A 20,829-nucleotide genomic window follows, 5' to 3' on the forward strand; every position below is an offset into this window, starting at 1 on the left:
TTGAGAGATCGGAGTCGACCCCCGTTGTCAGAGCATTCGATCCGAAGCAGCCACACCAGACAACTGACAGAAATGACAGTTTTTTAGAAGAAAACGAAATTACCGATCAAGTAAAAAAAGCTAAAAAACTGGTAGTTTTTACAGGTTCGAAACGAAATTCCTCATGCCAGTCTCTCGACTCAAATTCAGCCCGAAACGAGAAGAGCAATGAGCATGCCCGACGAGCAGAATACCCAACCAGCCCCGCCGACCATCACGCTCCCCGAAGAGGGCAGCACCACGGGGCCTGCAACACTGTTGCTCGGCAGCGGTATACCGGGTGCGCTGGTGCAGGTTTGGAACATTGAAAACACACATTCGCTCGGAGGTGGACAGGTCAGCGCAAATGGACGATGGGCGTTTAGCATCAGCGGTGCACAGTTTCCGGGGCAGCAGGGGATTCGCGCCCACCAGACGTGGCAAGGCATCAAGTCAGACTGGAGTGAGGAGCGCAAATATACCGTGCGGTTGCGGCCCGATATCGACGTCCCGGTGATTTCCGAACCGCAAGAGGGAGCACAGGTAGATGCGGTTCCGGTCTTTTCGGGTGATGTCACACAGGCCACAGGCTTCGTTAACATTTTCGATCTGGACACCGGCCTTGAGATTGCCAGAGCCAATGTGGACAGCACCCGGCAATGGCGTACTCAGGTGACGCAGCCCTTACCTGCCGGACAGTGCCGGACGTCCGCCGTTCACAACATCGATGGCAAGGTTTCAGACTGGGGGCGCGTTCGAACCTTTACGGTGACCGTAAACGGCAAAACCTGACGTTCAAGACTTTCACCCAGTCTGCTCCTCAAAACGCGTTGCGAAAAATCTCCTCGATCTGGCGCTGATCCGCCGCCCGAGGATTGGTCAAACCGCAGGCGTCTTTCAGCGCATTGCTGGCGAGTACCGGAATATCACTGAGCTTGACGCCAAGTTCACGCAAGCCTCCGGGGATCTCGACATCCTTGGCCAGGCAGCGGATCGCATTGATCGCCGCCTGCGCGCCCTCTTCGGCACTGAAACCGCGAATGTCCGCCCCCATGGCGTGGGCCACATCGGTCAGCCGCTCGGCACACACCAGCGCGTTGAAGGTCTGCACGTGGGGCAGCAGCACGGCGTTGCACACACCATGGGGCAAGTCGTAGAAACCGCCCAACTGATGCGCCATCGCATGCACGTAACCGAGCGAGGCATTGTTGAAGGCCATGCCGGCGAGGAACTGCGCGTACGCCATGTTTTCCCGTGCGGCGAGGTCACTGCCGTCGCGCACAGCCAGGCGCAGGTTGTTGCTGATCAGACTCATGGCTTTCAGGGCGCAGGCGTCGGTGATCGGGTTGGCGGCGGTCGAGACATAAGCCTCGATGGCGTGGGTCAGCGCATCCATGCCGGTGGCGGCGGTCAGGCCTTTGGGCATGGCGAGCATCAGCGCCGGGTCGTTGACCGACAGCAGCGGCGTGACATTACGGTCGACGATGGCCATTTTCACGTGGCGCGATTCGTCGGTGATGATGCAAAACCTGGTCATCTCGCTGGCGGTGCCGGCGGTGGTATTGATCGCGATCAGCGGCAGCTGCGGCTTGCTCGATTGGTCGACGCCCTCGTAATCGCGAATCTGCCCGCCATTGGTCGCGCACAGGGCAATGCCTTTAGCGCAGTCGTGCGGCGAACCGCCGCCCAGCGACACGACGAAATCGCAGCAACTTTCCTTGAGCAGCCCCAGACCCGACTCGACATTGGCGATGCTCGGGTTCGGTTTGGCGCCGTCGAAAATCACCGAATCGATGTCCTGCATTGCCAGTTTCTCGGCAACCATCGTGGCCACGCCGGCCTTGGCCAGACCTGTGTCAGTGACGATCAGCGCCTTGCGAAAACCGTAGTTGCGAATCGCGACCATGGCCTCGTCGAGGCAGCCGCTGCCCATGATGTTGACCGCCGGAATGAAAAAGGTGCTGCTCATCGTGCATCTCCTGACTGAGGCCGAATCGACTGCGCCGATCCGGCGGATGCACACAGGATCGACCGATCGGTCACGACCGATGTTGATCTGGCTCAATGCCCGCTCGTGATAAAGTCGCCGCCCATCAGCCCTTTGTTTTGAGACGCCTGCGCAATGACCGATTTTCTGGATGTCGACGCCACCCTCGAAGACTGGAATGCCTTGCGCGCCACCAGCGACTTCAACGGCCTGCTGGTGGGCAATGGCGCCAGCCGCGCGGTGTGGGACGATTTCGGCTATGACTCGCTGTTCGAAAATGCCCGTACCGTGGAAGAAAAACCGCTGAGCGCATCGGAACTGGCGGTGTTTGACGCGATGCAGACGCGCAGTTTCGAACAGGTGCTCGGTGCCTTGAAAACCACCAGCCGGGTCAACAAGGCCTTGGCCGTCAGCTCGGCGGCACCGCGCAATCGCTACTACGCGATCAAGGAAGCGCTGATCAACACCGTGCACGCCGTACACATTCCGTGGCGACTGGTGAAGCCTTCGACGCTGGCAACGTTGAACGAAGAACTGGCACGCTATCGCACGGTGTTCACTACCAATTACGACCTGCTCAACTACTGGGCGCTGCAACACCAAAGCGACGCCATCGACGATCTGTTCAACAGCGCCAATGCGAGTTTTGATCTGAGCGAAACTGCCACCGACAAACCGCGCCTGTTGTACCTGCACGGTGGTCTGCATCTGGTGCGCAATCAGGACGGCACCGCGCGCAAACTGACCTCAACCGAAGGCACGCTGCTCGGCAGCTTCGCAATCAACAACACGCTCAAGACGCTGGATGACGTGCCGCTGTTCGTCACCGAAGGACCGAGTGCGGACAAACTCAAGACCATTCGCAGCTCGGATTATCTGTCGTTCTGTTATCAGCAGTTATTGGGGCATGGCGACGGCTTGTGCATTTTTGGTCATGCGTTAGGCGAGCAGGATGCGCACATCGTGCGGGCATTGCGCCTGGCGAAGCCGAAGGTGGTGGCGATCTCGATTTATCCGCGCAGTGCGGCGTTCATTCAGCATCAGAAGCGTCATTACGCGAAGGTGTTTGAGGGGACGGGCGTGGAGTTGCGGTTTTTTGATGCGAAGAGCCATGCGCTCGGCAATCCGAAGTTGTCGGTGCCGGTCGAGGTTTAGTGGTGAGGCTACCGACGCTATCGCGAGCAGGCTCACTCCTACAGGGGATCGCATTTCAACTGTAGGAGTGAGCCTGCTCGCGATAGCTTTAGCCCAATCAACTCATTCTTCGCTGCTGTGCACCACCACCAGCAACTGCGCCTGCACCTCACCCACCGAGCGGATCCGGTGCGGTTTCTGCGCATTGAAGTGCAGCGCGTCGCCACGTTCCAGCAGCACCTTCTCGTTCATGAAATCCACTTCCACCTGCCCTTCATGGACGAACAGAAACTCTTCGCCCAAATGCTCCTTGAAGGTCTTGTCGCTGAATTCTTTTGGCGGATAGATGATGAACGGCAGCAGACTGCGCTCGCTGACCTGATGGGCCAACACGGCGTACCCGGGACTCTGGTCATTCGCCGCCAGTGACTGGCGCTCATGGCTGCGCACCAGGCTGTAGCTGTCGAGGCTGACACTGTCTTCGGAGAACAACTCCTCGACTTTGACGTTCAGCGCTTTCGCCAGTTTCAACGCGGCAGCAATCGACGGCGTGTTGAGCCCACGTTCGACTTTGGACAGATAACTCTTGGTCATGCCGGATTTTTCGGCCAATGCCTCAAGGGTTACGCCAAGTTTTTTTCTCAATAATTTCAAACGGATAGACATGCGCAGCAGTTATTCCATGGAGGAAGCGACGATTTGTGCTTGCTAATGACACTTTGTGTCATATAGCCTCTTTCGTGTCATTTGCTCTCACCCAAAGGACACAGACATGGCCAAGACATTAGCACTACCCAAAGACCAACTGGTCAAGCAAGCGCTGACCCAGATGCAAAAAAGCCTGGCGGATAATACGTGGACGGACCGGCAAAAGCTGGCCCTGACCTGCCGGATTTTGTTCGAGAACGGTCACGACTCCGGTCTGGCCGGACAAATCACCGCCCGTGGGCCGCAACCCGGCACCTATTACACTCAGCAACTGGGCCTGGGTTTCGACGAAATCACCGCGAGCAATCTGCTGCTGGTCAACGAGGACCTGGAAGTCCTCGAAGGTCACGGCATGGCCAACCCGGCCAATCGTTTCCACAGCTGGGTGTACCGCGCCCGGCCGGATGTGAACTGCATCATCCACACCCACCCGACCCACGTGGCGGCGCTGTCGATGCTGGAGGTGCCGCTGCAGATTTCCCACATGGACCTGTGCCCGCTGTACGAGGACTGCGCGTTTCTCGAAGGCTGGCCGGGCGTGCCAGTCGGTAACGAAGAAGGTGAACTGATTGCCGGTGCGCTGGGCGACAAACGCGCGATCCTGCTTTCGCACCACGGTCAGCTGTCGACCGGCACGACGATTGAAGAAGCCTGTGTCATTGCCCAATTGATCGAGCGTGCAGCCAAGTTGCAACTGCTGGCGATGGCCGCCGGCACGATCAAACCGATCATTCCCGAGTTGGGCCGCGAGGCGCATGACTGGATCGCCAAGCCGAAACGCCACGCCGCTGCCTTCAACTATTACGCCCGGCAGAACCTGCGCCAACACGCCGATTGCCTGAACTGAAACCTGTTACGGAGAGATTCCCATGTCCACTATTCACGGCATCATCGGCTACACCATCACCCCGTTCGGTGCCAACGGCGAAGGGCTGGACCTGCCAGCGCTCGGTCAATCGATCGATCGCCTGATCGACAGCGGCGTCCACGCCATCGCGCCGTTGGGCAGCACTGGCGAAGGCGCTTACCTGAGCGATGCGGAGTGGGATCAGGTTGCCGAGTTCAGCATCAAGCACGTGGCCAAACGGGTGCCAACCATCGTCAGCGTCTCTGACCTGACCACCGCCAAAGCCGTGCGCCGCGCACGTTTCGCCGAAGTCCATGGTGCCGATGTGGTGATGGTGCTGCCGGCTTCGTACTGGAAGCTCACCGAGGCGGAAATCCTCGCCCACTACCGCGCCATCGGCGAGCGCATCGGCGTGCCGATCATGCTCTACAACAACCCGGCCACCAGCGGCACTGACATGTCGGTGGATCTGATTTTGCGCATCGTCAAAGGCGTGGAAAACGTGACCATGGTCAAGGAGAGCACTGGCGATATTCAGCGCATGCACAAACTGCAACTGCTTGGCGAAGGTCAGGTGCCGTTCTACAACGGCTGCAATCCGCTGGCACTGGAAGCGTTTGCGGCCGGGGCGAAAGGCTGGTGCACGGCGGCGCCGAACCTGATCCCGCAGTTGAATCTGGACTTGTACGAGGCCGCCATGGCCGGTGATCTGGATCGCGCGCGGGATTTGTTTTACCGCCAGTTGCCGCTGCTGGATTTCATCCTCAAGGGTGGCTTGCCAGCGACGATCAAGGCCGGGGTGCGGCAGACCGGGCTGGAGGTGGGCGATCCGCGCTTGCCGGTATTTCCGCTGAGTGAAGCGGGCCAGACTCAGCTGCAAACGATCCTGAAGACCCTGCGCTGATCTCACTGACACCACAAAAACCAATGTAGGAGTGAGTCTGCTCGCGATCGCGGTGAATCAGTTGAACATGTGTCGACTGACCTCCGCGATCGCGAGCAGGCTCACTCCTACAGGGGGATGTGCTGAGGTCAGAGGACAGGCAAAGTCTTGTCCTTGATCACTTTGCTCGGTCCGTTCGCCTTCACACTGGCAATGCCTTTATCGCACGCCGCCTCCGACGAATACGATTCACTGCTGCCGATGATCTGGTGGTTGGCCGCTTTCAGGTTGAAGTACGGATGGCCGTCCTTCGTCGACTTCTTCTCATAGCGCTCCTCCAACGGGCTGTTGGTTTGCACCGAAGCGATGCCGCCGTCGGCCGCAGCGCGAGTGGTGTACAGCTCGCTGGTCAGAATCGTTTCGGCATTCGCCGCTTTCAGCACGAACCTGAACTGGCCGTTGCTGCTTTTACTGATTTCGTACCATCCGGACATGCGCGTTGCTCCTTGACGATTGAGAGATTTCGCGCCTCAGAGTAAAGACCAGTCCTGACTATCTGTCGCTTGTACTGGCCTCTTCGCGAGCAGGCTCGCTCCCACATATGAGCGCATTCCACTTGGAAAACCCGGTCGAAAGTGGGAGCGAGCCTGCTCGCGAAAGGGTCACTGCGGTGCCAGCTATTTCACCACCGCCCGCACCACCGACAACTCCGGCGCATTCACCCGCCGCTGACTCAGATAGCGCGTACAACTCACCCGCAGGAACGAGGCAAAATTCACCACTTCGCCGCGATAATCCATCACCTCTTCATACAGCTTGGCGATCAGCTGGTTGGTGGTCATGCCGTCGACCTCGGCGATTTCGCTGAGGATGTCCCAGAACTGATTCTCCAGACGCAAAGTGGTCACCACGCCGCAGATGCGCAGCGAGCGCGAGCGTGATTCGTAGAGAATCGGGTCAGCCTTGACGTAGAGCTCGCACATCGGCGAATCCTCGTTACAGGGTGATTTTGGTACCGAGCAAGCCGAGGAAACCGGCCAGCCAGTTCGGATGCGCCGGCCATGCCGGGGCTGTGGCCAGATTGCCTTGAACGTGGCCGTCCGTCACCGGGATATCGATGTACGTACCGCCCGCCAGTCGCACTTCCGGCGCGCAGGCCGGATAGGCACTGCATTCGCGACCTTCAAGCACGCCCGCCGCTGCCAGCAACTGCGCGCCGTGGCAGACCGCAGCAATCGGTTTGCCGGCCTTGTCGAAGGCGCGCACCAGGTCGAGGACTTTTTCATTGAGACGCAGGTATTCCGGCGCACGACCACCGGGGATCAGCAGCGCGTCGTAATCGGCCTCGCTGACTTTGGCGAAATCGAAGTTGAGCGCGAACAGGTGACCGGGCTTTTCGCTGTAGGTCTGATCGCCTTCAAAGTCATGGATCGCAGTGCGCACGGTTTTACCGGCAGCCTTGTCAGGGCACACGGCGTGAACGGTGTGACCGACCATTTGCAGGGCCTGGAACGGCACCATCACTTCGTAGTCTTCGACGTAATCGCCAACCAGCATCAGGATTTTTTTCGCGGCCATGGGGAGGACTCCTCTGGGAAATGCTTGGGAGTATTGAAGGTAGACCTATTCGACAGTGACGGGTAACAACGGGCTACTACCGATTTGACGCCATCGCGAGCAGGCTCACTCCTACAGAGGAATGCATTTCAAATGTAGGAGTGAGCCTGCTCGCGATGGCGCCGGCAAACTGTACGGATAAGTAAGTGCCTAGCTGTAACAGCCACAAGCGCCCGGTTTATGGCTTGATGAAGGTCACTCTCAACCCCTACGATTCTGGTCTCCCCTCATGTCCTCGCGCGAAAACACCGGCATGGCCCTCGGCCTGCTCGGCGTGGTGATTTTCAGCCTTACCCTGCCCTTCACCCGCATCGTGGTGCAGGAACTGCATCCGCTGCTCAACGGTTTGGGGCGTGCGCTGTTCGCGGCGATTCCAGCGGCGGTGCTGCTTTTGTGGCGGCGCGAGAAATGGCCGACGTGGCAGCAAGTCAAAGGCCTGAGCCTGGTGATCGCCGGGGTGATTCTGGGTTTTCCGGTGTTGTCGGCGTGGGCCATGCAAACCTTGCCGGCGTCCCACGGTGCGCTGGTCAACGGCTTGCAACCGTTGTGCGTGGCGCTGTATGCCGCGTGGCTGTCCCACGAGCGCCCGTCGAAAGCCTTCTGGGCTTGCGCCGCGTTGGGCAGTGCATTGGTGCTCGGTTATGCGCTATACACCGGTGCCGGCAGCATTCAGGCGGGTGACTTGCTGATGCTCGGCGCAATTGCCGTCGGTGGTCTGGGCTATGCCGAAGGCGGTCGATTGGCCAAGGAGATGGGCGGCTGGCAGGTGATCTGCTGGGCGCTGGTGCTGTCGACGCCGTTGTTGATCGGGCCGGTGCTGTATCTGGCGCTGCAACATCAGGGCGCGGTGTCGGCCAAGGCCTGGTGGGCGTTCGGGTATGTGGCGCTGTTTTCGCAGTTTCTCGGATTTTTCGCGTGGTACGCAGGGCTGGCCATGGGCGGGATCGCCCGGGTCAGTCAGATCCAGTTGTTGCAGATATTCTTCACCATCGCGTTTTCGGCGCTGTTCTTTGGTGAACATGTCGAGCCGATTACCTGGGTGTTTGCCTGCGGTGTCATCGCCACGGTCATGCTCGGCCGCAAAACCGCGGTGCGCCCGGCACAACCTGCTACAGCTTGAACACGTTCCCCTGTAGGAGCTGCCGGAGGCTGCGATCTTTTGATTTTGTTTTTTAAGATCAAAAGATCGCAGCCTTCGGCAGCTCCTACAGTGGTTGGATTTCAGACCTTTTCAGGCCAGGAAGCCGTCGGCGCGCAGCAGGGTTTCCAGGCAGTGCTCGCTGATGTTGTAGAAGGCTTTCAACTCTTCGATCTTCACCAACAGCTGAGCCGGGTCGACCGGCTCGGCACGCTTCACCGCCAGAATCATCTTGTTCTTGTTGGTGTGTTCCAGCGAGATGAACTCGAACACCTTGGTCTCGTAACCGCAGGCCTCAAGGAACAATGCGCGCAGACTGTCAGTGACCATTTCCGCCTGCTGCCCCAGGTGCAAACCATATTGCAGCATCGGCTTGAGCAACGCTGGGCTCTGGATCTGCAGGCGGATCTGTTTGTGGCAGCACGGCGAGCACATGATGATCGACGCACCCGAGCGGATGCCGGTGTGGATCGCGTAGTCAGTGGCGATGTCGCAGGCATGCAGGGCGATCATCACGTCCAGCTCGCTCGGCGCCACGCTGCGCACGTCACCGCACTTGAACACCAGCCCCGGGTGATCGAGTTTTGCCGCCGCTGCGTTGCACAGGTTGACCATCTCTTCACGCAATTCGACACCCGTGACCTCGCCCTCGGCCTTCAAGGTGTTGCGCAGGTAATCGTGAATGGCGAACGTCAGGTAACCCTTGCCCGAACCGAAATCCGCCACCCGCACCGGTCTGTCCAGGGCCAGCGGCGACGAGGTCAGGGCATGGCTGAACACTTCGATGAACTTGTTGATCTGCTTCCACTTGCGTGACATCGCCGGGATCAGCTCATGTTGCGCGTTGGTCACGCCGAGGTCCTTGAGGAACGGTCGGCTCAGTTCGAGGAAGCGATTTTTCTCGCGGTTGTGCTCGGCAGACGGTGCTTCGCGCAATTGCTGAGGTTTGCTCTTGAACAGCGAGCTCTTGCCCTTTTTGCTGTATTCCAGCTGAGCTTCGTCGGTCAGCGCGAGCAAATGCGCATTCTTGAACGAGGCCGGCAACAGCGCGGCAAGCGCCGCCACACCTTCAACCAATGGCAGGTTTTTGGTGATGTCGCGGGTTTTGTAGCGATAGACAAAAGACAGATTCGGCTGCGCTTTGACGGTCACCGGTTTGATGATGAGCCGCTGCAGGTCCGCCTCGTCACCGACGTACTTGGCCAGCACCAGTTTGATGAAGCCGTTCTGTTCGAGGCTGGTTTGCAGCAGCTCGATGAACTGGGCGTGGTGATCGGGCGCAGGCTTGATGGACGGGGCAGTAACAGACATGAAAAAGCGGCCTCGGACGGGCGAAATCGGGAATGGCGGGTATTTTAGGGGGGATGGGGGTTGGGGACACGCTCTTATTTACCGAACGGTTGGTTAAAGCGGCCCTCACCCTAGCCCTCTCCCAGAGGTAGAGGGGACTGACCGAGGTGTTTTCACGAGCTACGCCGACCTGAACTACCGAGTCGAACTCAAGTTTGAAGCCCCCCGATCTGCTCCCTTCCCCCTCTCCCATTGGGAGAGGGCTGGGGTGAGGGGTTGGATCTCTGCGTCGACGAATAATCCAGGTCTTACCCCAGCACAATCAACCGATTCGGCAACTCATTCCTCACCTGCGTCACCGGCACATGCACCTTCAGCAATTCCCCACACGCCTCGATACAGGTCACAAATCCCTCCAGCGTGCGCCCCTGCCTGACCTGCTCGGTAAACGCCGCGACAATCCCATCCCAGGTTTTATTGTCCAGCCGCTTGGAGATCCCCTCATCCACCAGAATCTCCACATACCGCTCAGCCTCACAGACAAAAATCAGCATGCCGGTACCGCCCACCGTGTGATGCAGGTTCTGTTCGAGAAACTGCCGTCGCGCCAGGTTGGAGGCGCGCCAGTGCCGCACATGGCGCGGGATCAGGTGAGAGGTGATTTTCGGCAAGCGAAACAGCAGGCACAGCACGACAAAACTGATCCACTGCAGCAGCAGCAGACTGTGCATGGTCAGCCACCCGGTCAGGTAGTGCACGACGCCCGGCACCACCAGTGCCAACAGGCTTGCCCACAGCAGCGGGATGTAGGCGTAGTCATCGGCGCGCGCGGCCAGCACCGTCACCAGTTCGGCGTCGGTGTCGCGCTCGACCCGGGCAATCGCCTCGGCGACTTTGCGTTGTTCGTGTTCGGTCAGTAGTGCCATGTTGAAAAGTGCCTGCTCATTATTCTTCTGATATCACCAGCCGCCGGACGAACCACCGCCGCCGAAACTGCCCCCGCCGCCGCTGAAGCCTCCACCTCCACCGCCGCCGCCAAATCCGCCACCACCGCCGAAGCCGCCCCCTCCTCCGGAGCCACCCCGGCCGGCAGGCAGGATACCGAGCATCTGGCAGACAAACACCGTCAGGATGAACAACATCACCAAAAACACGAACAATCCTGGATGCCGCGAGATGAAATCATCGGACGGATCACCGGTGGATTCATACACCGTCGACGGTTCATCGAGCGGACTGCCGCCCAGCACCACCAGCATCGCCGCCACGCCGTCGCTGATGCCTTTGCTGAAATTGCCGCTCTTGAACGCGGGCGTGATGACTTGATGGATGATCACTGAAGTCTGCGCATCGGTCAGCCGATCCTCCAGGCCATAACCGACTTCGATGCGCAGTTTGCGCTCGTCACGGGCAACGATCAGCAGCGCGCCGTTGTTCTTGTCCTTTTGACCAATCGCCCAATGACGCCCGAGTTGAACGCCAAAGTCCTCGATGGTCGTGCCTTGCAGATCCGGCAGCGTGACCACAACCAACTGCTCGCCGGTCGCCTGTTCGTGGGCCTGCAACTGCTGGCTCAGTTGCGTGCGCACCGAGGGCTCGAGCATCTGCGCTTCGTCCACCACCCGCCCGCTCAGCGCCGGGAACGTCAACTCGGCCCGGGCGCTGACGGCGAACAGCCACAGCATCAGCACCAGACCCATTTTCAACACACGCATGCATACCCCCAGCGTTCCCTTGTAGGAGCTGCCGAAGGCTGCGATCTTTTGATCTTGTTTTTTTACCAACCAACGTCAAAAGATCGCAGCCTTCGGCAGCTCCTACACAGGTGTGTTCTCAGAATTTGACCTGGGGTGCCTTATCGGCATCCGGCGTGGTGGCTTCGAAGGTTTCGCGGATCGGCAGATCGCTGTACATCACGCTGTGCCAGAGGCGACCGGGGAAGGTGCGAATCTCGGTGTTGTATTTCTGCACCGCCAGAATGAAATCGCGGCGAGCCACGGCAATGCGGTTTTCCGTGCCTTCCAGCTGCGATTGCAGGGCGAGGAAGTTCTGGTTGGCTTTCAGGTCCGGATAGCGCTCTGAAACCACCATCAAGCGGCTCAATGCGCCGGTCAGTTGATCCTGCGCCTGCTGGAATTGCTTGAGTTTCTCGGGATTGTCGAGGGTGCTGGCGTCGACCTGAATCGAGGTCGCTTTCGCCCGCGCCTCAATCACTGCCGTGAGGGTTTCCTCTTCATGCTTGGCATAACCCTTCACCGTTTCCACCAGGTTGGGGATCAGGTCGGCGCGGCGCTGGTACTGGTTCTGCACCTGGCCCCACGCAGCTTTGGCCTGTTCGTCGAGGGTCGGGATATTGTTGATGCCGCACGCGGTCAACAGCGTGGCCAGCACCAGCAATGTGGCGACCTGCAAACGCGAGCGATTGGTTGGGCTTACATTCATCGCAGTGATGCTCCTTGGCACATATCATTATAAAAACCGAGCGCGAAACATTCTCAGCGGGCTCTTGGGGCATAATCGGCCGCGTCGCTGGATTACGACGGGGCAATGGGCTAAAAAGTGCCCTGCGTGATCATGCGGCCAAGTGTCGACTGCCGTTTTTTGGCTCTGTTTCTTTGAGCCTGTACCCGAACAACAATAGTCGCTCCCTAAATTTTGGCTGGCCGGCGTTGCATTGCCGCTTGGGCCCTTGAGAAAACTATTCATGAAGAAGCTGTGTTTGCTGGGTCTGTTCGTCAGCCTGGCCAGTCATCAAGTATTGGCCGCCACGACCCCGGTACCCCTGGAAAACAAGGACGCGTTCATCAGCAACCTGATGAAGCAAATGACCCTCGACGAGAAGATCGGCCAGTTGCGCCTGATCAGCATCGGCCCGGAAATGCCCCGTGAGCTGATCCGCAAAGAGATCGCCGCCGGCAACATCGGCGGCACGTTCAACTCGATCACCCGCCCGGAAAACCGTCCGATGCAGGACGCGGCCATGCGCAGCCGCCTGAAGATTCCGATGTTTTTCGCGTACGACGTGATCCACGGTCACCGTACGATTTTCCCGATTCCGCTGGCCCTCGCCTCGAGCTGGGACATGGACGCCATCGGTCAGTCCGGGCGCGTTGCGGCTAAAGAAGCCGCTGCCGACAGCCTCGACATCACCTTCGCGCCGATGGTCGACATCTCCCGCGACCCGCGCTGGGGCCGCAGCTCCGAAGGCTTCGGTGAAGACACCTACCTGACCTCGCGCATCGCCGGCGTCATGGTTCGCGCCTATCAGGGCGCCACCCCGAGCGCGGCCGACAGCATCATGGCCAGCGTCAAACACTTCGCCCTGTACGGCGCGGTCGAGGGCGGTCGCGACTACAACACCGTCGACATGAGCCCGGTGAAGATGTACCAGGACTACCTGCCACCGTACCGCGCCGCGATTGATGCCGGCGCCGGTGGTGTGATGGTTGCGCTCAACTCGATCAACGGCATTCCAGCCACCGCCAACACCTGGCTGATGAATGATCTACTGCGCAAAGACTGGGGCTTCAAGGGCCTGGCGGTCAGCGACCATGGCGCGATTTTCGAACTGATCAAGCACGGCGTGGCCCGCGACGGTCGTGAAGCGGCGAAGCTGGCGATCAAGGCCGGTATCGACATGAGCATGAACGACACCCTGTATGGCAAAGAACTGCCGGGGCTGCTCAAGTCCGGTGAGATCGAGCAGAAAGACATCGACAACGCCGTGCGTGAAGTGCTCGCCGCCAAGTACGACATGGGCCTGTTCAAGGACCCGTACCTGCGCATCGGCAAGGCTGAAGACGATCCGGCCAACACCTACGCCGAAAGCCGTCTGCACCGCGCCGAGGCCCGTGAAGTGGCGCGTCGCAGCCTCGTTCTGCTGAAGAACCAGAACGAAACCCTGCCGCTGAAGAAAGACGCAAAAGTCGCGCTGGTCGGCCCGCTGGCCAAAGCGCCGATCGACATGATGGGCAGCTGGGCCGCAGCGGGTAAGCCTGCGCAATCGGTGACCCTGTTCGATGGCATGAGTTCGGTGATCGGCGACAAGGCGAACCTGATCTACGCCCGTGGCGCCAACATCACCAGCGACAAGAAGGTCCTCGACTACCTGAACTTCCTCAACTTCGACGCGCCGGAAGTGGTCGACGATCCGCGACCGGCCAACGTGCTGATCGACGAAGCGGTGAAAGCCGCCAAGGACGCTGACGTGATCGTTGCGGCTGTGGGCGAATCCCGTGGTATGTCTCACGAATCCTCCAGCCGTACCGACCTGAACATTCCGGAAAACCAGCGTGAGCTGATCCGCGCGCTGAAAGCCACCGGCAAACCGCTGGTGCTGGTGCTGATGAACGGCCGCCCACTGACCATTCTCGAAGAGAACCAGTCGGCTGACGCGATTCTGGAAACCTGGTTCAGCGGCACCGAGGGCGGCAACGCCATCGCCGATGTGCTGTTCGGCGACTACAACCCTTCGGGCAAACTGCCGGTGACCTTTCCGCGCTCCGTGGGCCAGATCCCGACCTACTACAACCACCTGAGCATTGGCCGGCCGTTCACGCCGGGCAAACCGGGCAACTACACCTCGCAGTATTTCGATGACACGACCGGGCCGCTGTTCCCGTTCGGTTATGGCCTGAGCTACACGCAATTCGCCCTGAGCGACATGGCGCTGTCGTCGACCACCCTGAACGCCACCGGCAAACTCGACGCCAGCGTGATGGTCAAGAACACCGGCAAGCGTGACGGCGAAACCGTGGTGCAGCTGTACATCCAGGACGTCACCGGCTCGATGATCCGCCCGGTGAAGGAACTGAAGAACTTCCAGAAAATCATGCTCAAGGCCGGCGAACAGAAAGTCGTGCACTTCACCATCAGCGAGGATGACCTGAAGTTCTACAACGCCCAGCTCAAATACGCGGCGGAGCCTGGCAAGTTCAACGTGCAGATCGGCCTGGATTCCCAGGACGTCACGCAGCAGAGCTTTGAATTGCTGTAACCGCAAGCACACCCCAAAACCCCTGTGGGAGCGAGCTTGCTCGCGAAAGCGGTCATTCAGTTAAACAAGTACTGACTGACACACCGCCTTCGCGAGCAAGCTCGCTCCCACATTGGATTTAGGGTGTATTCAAAATCGGTTTTACCCGCGGCGATCGAGAATGTTGACCACCACCCGATCCACCCAGCCCCACACCCGTTGCTTCACCCGCCGCCACAACGGCCGGCGCTGCCACGCCTCCAGACTCACCTGCTGGCTCAGTCCGAAGTCCTTCACGAAACTCGCCTCTACCGCTGCCGTCAACGACGGGTCCAGCGCCTCCAGATTTGCCTCCAGATTGAAGCGCAGGTTCCAGTGATCGAAGTTGCACGAACCGATGCTCACCCAATCGTCCACCAGCACCATTTTCAAGTGCAGGAAGCACGGCTGGTACTCGAAGATCTGCACCCCGGCCTTGAGCAGTCGCGGGTAGTAGCGATGCCCGGCGTAACGCACCGACGGATGATCGGTGCGCGGCCCGGTCAGCAGTAGCCGCACATCGACTCCGCGTGCAGCAGCCTTGCGCAGTGAGCGGCGGATTTTCCAGGTCGGCAGAAAGTACGGCGTGGCCATCCAGATGCGTTTTTGCCCACTGTTCAAAGCGCGGAACAGCGATTGCAGAATGTCGCGGTGCTGACGGGCGTCGGCATACGCCACGCGGCCCATGCCCTCGCCCTTGTCCGGCACGCGGGGTAACCGTGGCAAACCAAAATGCGCGGCCGGGCGCCAGGCACGGCGATAACGGTTGGCGATCCACTGTCGGTCGAACAGCAACTGCCAGTCGATCACCAGCGGGCCGCTGATCTCGACCATCACTTCGTGCCACTCGCTGGAGTCATGGCCCGGCGTCCAGAACTCATCGGTGACACCGGTGCCGCCAACCACCGCCAGACGCTGATCGACCAGCAGCAACTTGCGGTGATCACGATAGAAATTACCGACCCAGCGCCGCCAGTTCAGCCGATTGTAGAAACGCAGTTCGACGCCGGCGTGTGTCAGGCGCTGGCGCAGATTGAGCGTAAACGCCAGGCTGCCGTAATCGTCGAACAGGCAGCGCACACGCACGCCACGCTCGGCCGCCAGCACCAGCGCCTGCACGATGGTTTCGGCGCAAGCGCCAGCCTCGACCAGATACAACTCCAGTTCGATCTGCTCCTGAGCACCAGCAATTTGTTCGAGCATGCGCGGGAAAAATTGCGGACCATCGATCAACAGTTCGAACCGGTTGCCATCCCGCCACGGGAACACCGCGCCGCGCATGTCAGCGCGCCGTGAAGATCAGCACCGCACCCACCGGCACCGACAGACTGATGGCCGACAAGTCGGCAAGTTTGCGCAGGCTTTCCAGCCCCGGCACGAGATCGAAATCCTCGGCGCTGATCACCAACGGTTCCAGGGTGACCACTTGAAAACGCCGGTCATCGAGACGCGTCGCCAGCAGTTCGGCGGGGTATTCGTGTTGCTTGCCGTGCAGGTTGACGGTCAGCGGCAGACGCAATTCCAGCTGCGCACCGGGGGCCAGATCGTTGATCGGACGCAGGTCGATCTGGGTGGTGATGGTCGCTTCGGGGAATTGCTCGATCTGGAACAGCTCCTTGCGCATGCGCTCATCGCGTAGCGGGATGCCACTGTTGATCGAATCCATCTCGACTTCGACTTCGGCGCGACCGTTGGGGTCGACCTTGCCGTGCAACACCAGAAAGCGCTGCACTTCGGAAACATTGGCGTTTTTCGTGCTGACGAACGACAGCCGCGACGACTCGCCGTCCAGATACCAATTGGCCTGCGCCGGCAGCGCGATGGTGGCGAGCAGCAGACTGGAGAGGGTTGCACACAGGGAGCGGTTGAACATTGAACACTCGTGGGGCCGATAAACCTGCACGAACCTTAACCGCCCACGCGGTTATTGCAAACTGCAGATCACCCCCGGTGGGAGCGAGCCTGCTCGCGAAGACGTCATCGGCCTCAACAGTGAAGGTGCGCCTGCTATTGCATTCGCAAGCAGACTCGCTCCCACAAAAAACCATCGGGTGTTTTCAGGGATTGAGGCGACAGCCCTGGCGTTCGCTTTGCCACTGGGCGCGGTTGCTGCGGCCCATGCCGCTGACCGTGATGGTTTTGCTGGCGCTGTCATCGGTGAATTGGCTGGTCGGCAGCCATTGTTTGACATAGCCACGGCAATACTCGGCATTGTTATTCATCACATAGCGGCACGAACAATATTCCTTCGCGGTATAGGCGCTGATGATGTCGGGGAAGGCCCACAGATTTTCGCGCTCGTAGACGATCCAGCCGAGCAGCAGGACCAGCATTAACAGCAAGAAGCGCTTCATGGCCGCACCGCCTTCAGCACGTGTTTGAGCAGTTCGTTATGGCTGTAGCTGCCGTCGCGGTCATCGGCGTAACGCACGATCAGCAGTTTTTCACTGGGGATCACGTAGAGTGCCTGGCCCCAATGCCCGAGGGCGGCAAACGTGTCGGGCGGTGCAGCGGGCCATGGCGATTCAGCACCATCGGCTGGACGATTGAGCCACCATTGGCCGCCGGGCACGGCTTCGTCCTGATGGGCTTTGTAACCGGCGAAGGGAGTGCGGCTGAACGCCACCCACTCCTTGGGCAATAACTGCCGATCATGCCAGCGCCCGTCACGAGCCATCAGCAAACCGACCCGTGCCAGATCCCGCGCGGTCAGGTAGGCATAAGAGGAAGCGACAAACGTGCCGTTGGCATCGGTCTCCCACACGGCGTGGCGGATGCCCAACGGTTCGAACAACGCCGTCCACGGATAATCCGGATAACGCTGCGGGCCGACGATATTTTTCAACGCCGCCGCGAGCAGGTTGCTGTCGCCGCTGGAATAACGGAATGCCTGCCCCGGTTCGGCGTAAGCATCGTGATCGGCGGTGAACGCGGCCATGTCGCGACGGCCCCGGGTGTAGAGCATCGCCACCACCGAGGATTTCAGTGGCGCGTATTCGTAATCTTCCTGCCAGTCGATACCGGAGGCCCAGTGCAGCAGGTCGGCGATTTTGATGGCCGGGTGTTGTTCCAGCGGCGGGTAAAACTGCACGACCGGGGCTTCGAGTTTGAACAGGCCTTCGCCGTACGCCACACCGAGGACAGTGGCCATCAGGCTTTTGCTGATCGACCAGGTCAGGTGCGGGGTTTGTTCGGCGGTCGGGCCGGCGTAGCGTTCGTAGAGGATCTGGCCGTCGCGGATAATCAGCAAGGCGTCGGTGCGGATGCCTTGGCGGGTGTTGTCATCGCGGGGTGGGAAGGCGTAATTCTCCAGTGCCTCTGTATCGGTGATCGTCGTGCCGATTGGCCATTCTTCACCCGGCCATTGTTCGGCGTGAACGGTGAAGCAGATCAGCAGCAGGAACAGCGACAGGCCTTTGCGCATGGTGAGGGCTCTTGAGAGAACCTGCTGAGATTAGTCGGGGTTGATGACAAGTATGCGGTGTTATTTAGACTGCTATCGCGAGCAGGCTCACTCCTACAGGGGATCGCATTTCAACAGACGAAACTCGATCAACTGTAGGCCTTCGCCTGCTCGCGAAGAGGCCGGTCAAGCCTGCGCCAAAGCCTTGGCCAAGCGCTTGGCCCGAGCCCCCGCCGCCAACTGCATCACTCCCTGATCGCGCTGCCACATCGCCGCCCACTCCGGATTTCCATCACGCAACGCCTGACTCACCTCCCCCTCCAGCGCCTCAAACTGCGCAAACAACCCAGCCAACAACACATGCCCGGCCGGATTGTTCGGTGGCTGCCGACTCGCCTCCGCACCCCCGGCCAACAGCGCCAGCAAGCGCAATTGCAGCGCCTGCGGCCAATCACTGTCCTGGCCGACGCCAAACAGCCACGCGGTCATCGCGCTCAGCACATAAACGTCCTCCAGGGTGCGGAACGGTTTGACGTAAGCGTCCCAACCATCGCCGGCCAACAACTCGCACAACGCGTTATCAAGCTGCAGCCGACCATGGCTGATGTCAGGCATCAACGGCAGCGCCGGCAGCTTCTCCACGGTCACGCCGGGTTCGCCGGGATACACCACCGCCAGACTCAGGCGCGGCGTTTCGCCGGATTCTTCACTGCGCGCGGCGATCAGCAACCAGTCCGCCGCATCGCCGGCGGTGACAAAATCCTTGCGTCCGCTCAGACGTAAATCCGTCAGCCGCGTCTGCATGTCCGCCGGACGCAAACTGCGCTGTTCGGTCGCACACAACGCACCGAGGCTCAGCGGTGCACTCGGCCACAACATGCGCAATGCCGCCTGATAACCGACCAGAAACGCCAGCCCCGGCGTCGCCATCCGCCGCCCGCCCGCGACCGCCAATTCGAATGGGGTGACGTTGCCCAGTTGCTGCAACAACGTCGCAAAACCCTCGGCCAGGTCAGCAACGGCGGGCAATCGGTCACGGCGGTGCAGCAAATCTGGCCAGGGCATAAGAGGCTCCTTGTGGGCTGTCATATAAGCATCACCGAACGTTCATGGCGATGACACCGGGGCTACATAGCCTGACTTTGCACAACACGGCTGCATAAAGAAAGTCGATCGGCTGCAACCCACGACGGGTTAAAGGCCCGTACGGAGATTCACATGACTCAGATCGCCCGCATCAGCGACACCGGCAATGAACGCCGCCTGCAAGCCGAACGCCTGATCGGCGCCGAGGCCTTGCAGCAAGCCCAGGCCTTGCGCTTCAACGTCTTCAGCGGCGAGTTCAACGCCAAACTGAAAGGCGCGGAACTGGGTCTGGACATGGATGATTATGATGTTCACTGCAGCCACATCGGCGTGCGTGATTTGAACACCGGCCGTCTGGTGGCGACCACGCGTCTGCTCGATCACACCGCCGCCAGCAGCCTCGGCAAGTTTTACAGCGAAGAAGAATTCAGCCTGCACGGCCTGACGCATCTGCAAGGCCCGATCCTCGAAATCGGTCGCACCTGCGTCGACCCGGCCTATCGCAACGGCGGCACCATTGCGGTGTTGTGGGGCGAATTGGCCGAAGTGTTGAATCAGGGCGGTTACAGCTACTTGATGGGTTGCGCGAGCATTCCGATGCAAGACGGCGGCATCCAGGCCCACGCGATCATGCAGCGCCTGCGCGAACGTTATCTGTGCACCGAAAACCTGCGCGCCGAGCCGAAAAATCCGCTGCCGACGCTGGATATTCCTTCCAACGTGATCGCCGAAATGCCGCCGCTGCTCAAGGCCTACATGCGCCTGGGCGCGAAGATCTGCGGCGAGCCGTGCTGGGACGAAGACTTCCAGGTCGCCGACGTGTTTATCCTGCTCAAGCGCGACGAACTCTGCCCGCGCTACGCCAAGCACTTCAAGGCGGCCGTGTGATGAGCCGGCTGCGCGTATACGCGCGGATCGCGCGGGTGCTGCTGGTGGTGGCGCTGGGCTTGACCATGGCCAGCGTCTTTGGCGTGTTTGAACGCATCGGTCTGGCGCATTCGATGGAACGGCGTCAGCGCTGGTCGCGCTTCTTCATGGCGCGCCTGAGCAATGCCCTGCCCTTTCGCGTGACTGTGCACGGCGAGTTGCCGAAACAGCCGATGCTGTGGGTCAGCAATCATGTGTCGTGGACCGACATTCCGCTGCTCGGCATGCTCACGCCGTTGTCGTTTCTGTCCAAGGCCGAAGTGCGCACCTGGCCGGTGGCCGGTTGGCTGGCGGCGAAGGCTGGCAGCCTGTTCATCCGTCGCGGTTCGGGCGACAGCCAGTTGATCCGCAAGCAGATGACCCGTCACCTGCAAACCGACCACGCCCTGCTGATGTTCCCGGAAGGCACCACCACCGATGGGCGCTCGCTGCGTACCTTTCATGGTCGCTTGCTGGCGGCGGCGATTGATTCCGAGGTGATGCTGCAACCGGTGGCGATCCGTTATCTGCGTGATGGCGAGATCGATGCGCTGGCGCCGTTCATTGGTGACGATGATCTGCTCTCGCACCTGATGCGTCTGTTCAGCAATGATTGCGGCGATGTCGAAGTCCATCTGCTCAAGCCGCTTGCCTGCCAGGGTCGTGAACGGGCGGCATTGGCGTTTGAAGCGCAGCAGGCGGTGCAGAAGGCGTTGTTTGGCGAAGTGGTGAAACCGGTCGAACCGCGTCGCACCGGCGAACTGATCGCTGCGTGAAAGCACACATCCCCTGTAGGAG

The 20,829-nt window shown here is 60.1% G+C and carries 22 protein-coding genes; 8 read left to right on the forward strand and 14 right to left on the reverse strand.

The features are described from left to right. Window positions 1-207: 207 nt before the first annotated feature. A complete protein-coding gene (locus H8F23_RS06400; RefSeq protein WP_194933787.1) occupies window positions 208-810 on the forward strand; it encodes a hypothetical protein in 603 nt (200 codons plus the stop codon). Window positions 811-838: 28 nt separating this feature from the next. Here the strand turns inward: H8F23_RS06400 and yiaY are convergent, their stop codons facing one another. After that, window positions 839-1,987 carry an L-threonine dehydrogenase gene (gene yiaY / locus H8F23_RS06405; protein WP_194933788.1) on the reverse strand — a complete coding sequence of 383 codons (1,149 nt, stop codon included), beginning with the start codon at window positions 1,985-1,987 and terminating at the stop codon, window positions 839-841. A 153-nt stretch (window positions 1,988-2,140) separates the two neighbouring features. On the opposite strand from yiaY, the gene H8F23_RS06410 reads away from it, so the two are divergent. Beyond that, window positions 2,141-3,160, forward strand: coding sequence for a DUF4917 family protein (locus H8F23_RS06410; RefSeq protein WP_194933789.1), 1,020 nt, complete (start codon window positions 2,141-2,143; stop codon window positions 3,158-3,160). Window positions 3,161-3,262: 102 nt separating this feature from the next. On the opposite strand, the gene H8F23_RS06415 is transcribed toward H8F23_RS06410, so the two are convergent. Next, window positions 3,263-3,805 (reverse strand): helix-turn-helix domain-containing protein, encoded by a 543-nt coding sequence (locus H8F23_RS06415; protein ID WP_194933790.1) that lies wholly within the window; start codon window positions 3,803-3,805, stop codon window positions 3,263-3,265. A 106-nt stretch (window positions 3,806-3,911) separates the two neighbouring features. On the opposite strand from H8F23_RS06415, the gene H8F23_RS06420 reads away from it, so the two are divergent. Together H8F23_RS06420 and H8F23_RS06425 are read left to right on the forward strand one after the other, a co-directional pair. Then, window positions 3,912-4,694, forward strand: a complete 783-nt coding sequence (locus H8F23_RS06420; RefSeq protein WP_102900219.1) for an aldolase — start codon at window positions 3,912-3,914, stop codon at window positions 4,692-4,694. A gap of 22 nt (window positions 4,695-4,716) precedes the next feature. Next, window positions 4,717-5,598 (forward strand): dihydrodipicolinate synthase family protein, encoded by an 882-nt coding sequence (locus tag H8F23_RS06425; protein ID WP_194933791.1) that lies wholly within the window; start codon window positions 4,717-4,719, stop codon window positions 5,596-5,598. A 128-nt stretch (window positions 5,599-5,726) separates the two neighbouring features. Here H8F23_RS06425 and H8F23_RS06430 read toward each other — a convergent pair whose 3' ends face one another. The 3 genes from H8F23_RS06430 to H8F23_RS06440 all read right to left on the reverse strand — a co-directional run bounded on the left by H8F23_RS06430 (window position 5,727) and on the right by H8F23_RS06440 (window position 7,155). After that, window positions 5,727-6,071 (reverse strand): YegP family protein, encoded by a 345-nt coding sequence (locus tag H8F23_RS06430; RefSeq protein WP_186623755.1) that lies wholly within the window; start codon window positions 6,069-6,071, stop codon window positions 5,727-5,729. Between the two features lie 183 nt (window positions 6,072-6,254). Next, window positions 6,255-6,560: a ribbon-helix-helix domain-containing protein gene (locus H8F23_RS06435; RefSeq protein WP_099758220.1), complete on the reverse strand. Its 306-nt coding sequence runs from the start codon at window positions 6,558-6,560 to the stop codon at window positions 6,255-6,257. Window positions 6,561-6,573: 13 nt separating this feature from the next. After that, window positions 6,574-7,155 (reverse strand): DJ-1/PfpI family protein, encoded by a 582-nt coding sequence (locus tag H8F23_RS06440; protein ID WP_095049176.1) that lies wholly within the window; start codon window positions 7,153-7,155, stop codon window positions 6,574-6,576. Window positions 7,156-7,423: 268 nt separating this feature from the next. On the opposite strand from H8F23_RS06440, the gene H8F23_RS06445 reads away from it, so the two are divergent. Further along, window positions 7,424-8,314: a DMT family transporter gene (locus H8F23_RS06445; protein ID WP_194933792.1), complete on the forward strand. Its 891-nt coding sequence runs from the start codon at window positions 7,424-7,426 to the stop codon at window positions 8,312-8,314. A gap of 111 nt (window positions 8,315-8,425) precedes the next feature. Here the strand turns inward: H8F23_RS06445 and H8F23_RS06450 are convergent, their stop codons facing one another. The 4 genes from H8F23_RS06450 to H8F23_RS06465 all read right to left on the reverse strand — a co-directional run bounded on the left by H8F23_RS06450 (window position 8,426) and on the right by H8F23_RS06465 (window position 12,064). Next, entirely contained in the window at window positions 8,426-9,643 is a 1,218-nt protein-coding gene (locus H8F23_RS06450; RefSeq protein WP_194933793.1) for a class I SAM-dependent methyltransferase, read from the reverse strand. 287 nt (window positions 9,644-9,930) lie between these two features. Further along, complete coding sequence (locus tag H8F23_RS06455; RefSeq protein WP_194933794.1) at window positions 9,931-10,548, reverse strand: TPM domain-containing protein; 618 nt, start codon at window positions 10,546-10,548, stop codon at window positions 9,931-9,933. 33 nt (window positions 10,549-10,581) lie between these two features. Continuing rightward, the gene (locus H8F23_RS06460) at window positions 10,582-11,337 is read right to left on the reverse strand and encodes a TPM domain-containing protein (protein ID WP_194933795.1); all 756 of its coding nucleotides are present in this window, start codon (window positions 11,335-11,337) and stop codon (window positions 10,582-10,584) included. 118 nt (window positions 11,338-11,455) lie between these two features. After that, entirely contained in the window at window positions 11,456-12,064 is a 609-nt protein-coding gene (locus H8F23_RS06465; protein WP_034153093.1) for a LemA family protein, read from the reverse strand. 262 nt (window positions 12,065-12,326) lie between these two features. On the opposite strand from H8F23_RS06465, the gene bglX reads away from it, so the two are divergent. Then, window positions 12,327-14,618 (forward strand): beta-glucosidase BglX, encoded by a 2,292-nt coding sequence (gene bglX / locus H8F23_RS06470; RefSeq protein ID WP_194933796.1) that lies wholly within the window; start codon window positions 12,327-12,329, stop codon window positions 14,616-14,618. A 141-nt stretch (window positions 14,619-14,759) separates the two neighbouring features. Here the strand turns inward: bglX and H8F23_RS06475 are convergent, their stop codons facing one another. The 5 genes from H8F23_RS06475 to H8F23_RS06495 all read right to left on the reverse strand — a co-directional run bounded on the left by H8F23_RS06475 (window position 14,760) and on the right by H8F23_RS06495 (window position 19,104). After that, window positions 14,760-15,917, reverse strand: a complete 1,158-nt coding sequence (locus tag H8F23_RS06475; protein ID WP_194933797.1) for a phospholipase D-like domain-containing protein — start codon at window positions 15,915-15,917, stop codon at window positions 14,760-14,762. Window position 15,918: 1 nt separating this feature from the next. After that, entirely contained in the window at window positions 15,919-16,509 is a 591-nt protein-coding gene (locus tag H8F23_RS06480) for a YceI family protein (protein ID WP_194933798.1), read from the reverse strand. 184 nt (window positions 16,510-16,693) lie between these two features. After that, the gene (locus H8F23_RS06485; RefSeq protein WP_194933799.1) at window positions 16,694-16,990 is read right to left on the reverse strand and encodes an amidase; all 297 of its coding nucleotides are present in this window, start codon (window positions 16,988-16,990) and stop codon (window positions 16,694-16,696) included. Continuing rightward, complete coding sequence (locus H8F23_RS06490; protein ID WP_194933800.1) at window positions 16,987-18,060, reverse strand: serine hydrolase domain-containing protein; 1,074 nt, start codon at window positions 18,058-18,060, stop codon at window positions 16,987-16,989. The genes H8F23_RS06485 and H8F23_RS06490 overlap by 4 nt, the downstream gene beginning before the upstream one ends. Window positions 18,061-18,225: 165 nt before the next feature. Further along, on the reverse strand, window positions 18,226-19,104 hold the full coding sequence (locus tag H8F23_RS06495; protein WP_194933801.1) for an acyl-CoA dehydrogenase middle domain-containing protein: 879 nt from the start codon (window positions 19,102-19,104) through the stop codon (window positions 18,226-18,228). Window positions 19,105-19,257: 153 nt separating this feature from the next. Between H8F23_RS06495 and olsB the strand changes: the two genes are divergently transcribed. Both olsB and H8F23_RS06505 read left to right on the forward strand, forming a co-directional pair. Next, complete coding sequence (olsB, locus tag H8F23_RS06500; protein ID WP_160056446.1) at window positions 19,258-20,013, forward strand: L-ornithine N(alpha)-acyltransferase; 756 nt, start codon at window positions 19,258-19,260, stop codon at window positions 20,011-20,013. After that, on the forward strand, window positions 20,013-20,807 hold the full coding sequence (locus H8F23_RS06505) for a lysophospholipid acyltransferase family protein (RefSeq protein ID WP_194933802.1): 795 nt from the start codon (window positions 20,013-20,015) through the stop codon (window positions 20,805-20,807). Before olsB ends, H8F23_RS06505 begins: the two co-directional genes overlap by 1 nt. Window positions 20,808-20,829 lie beyond the last annotated feature (22 nt).

It is taken from the genome of Pseudomonas neuropathica, assembly GCF_015461835.1.
GTDB classification, from domain to species: domain Bacteria; phylum Pseudomonadota; class Gammaproteobacteria; order Pseudomonadales; family Pseudomonadaceae; genus Aquipseudomonas; species Aquipseudomonas neuropathica.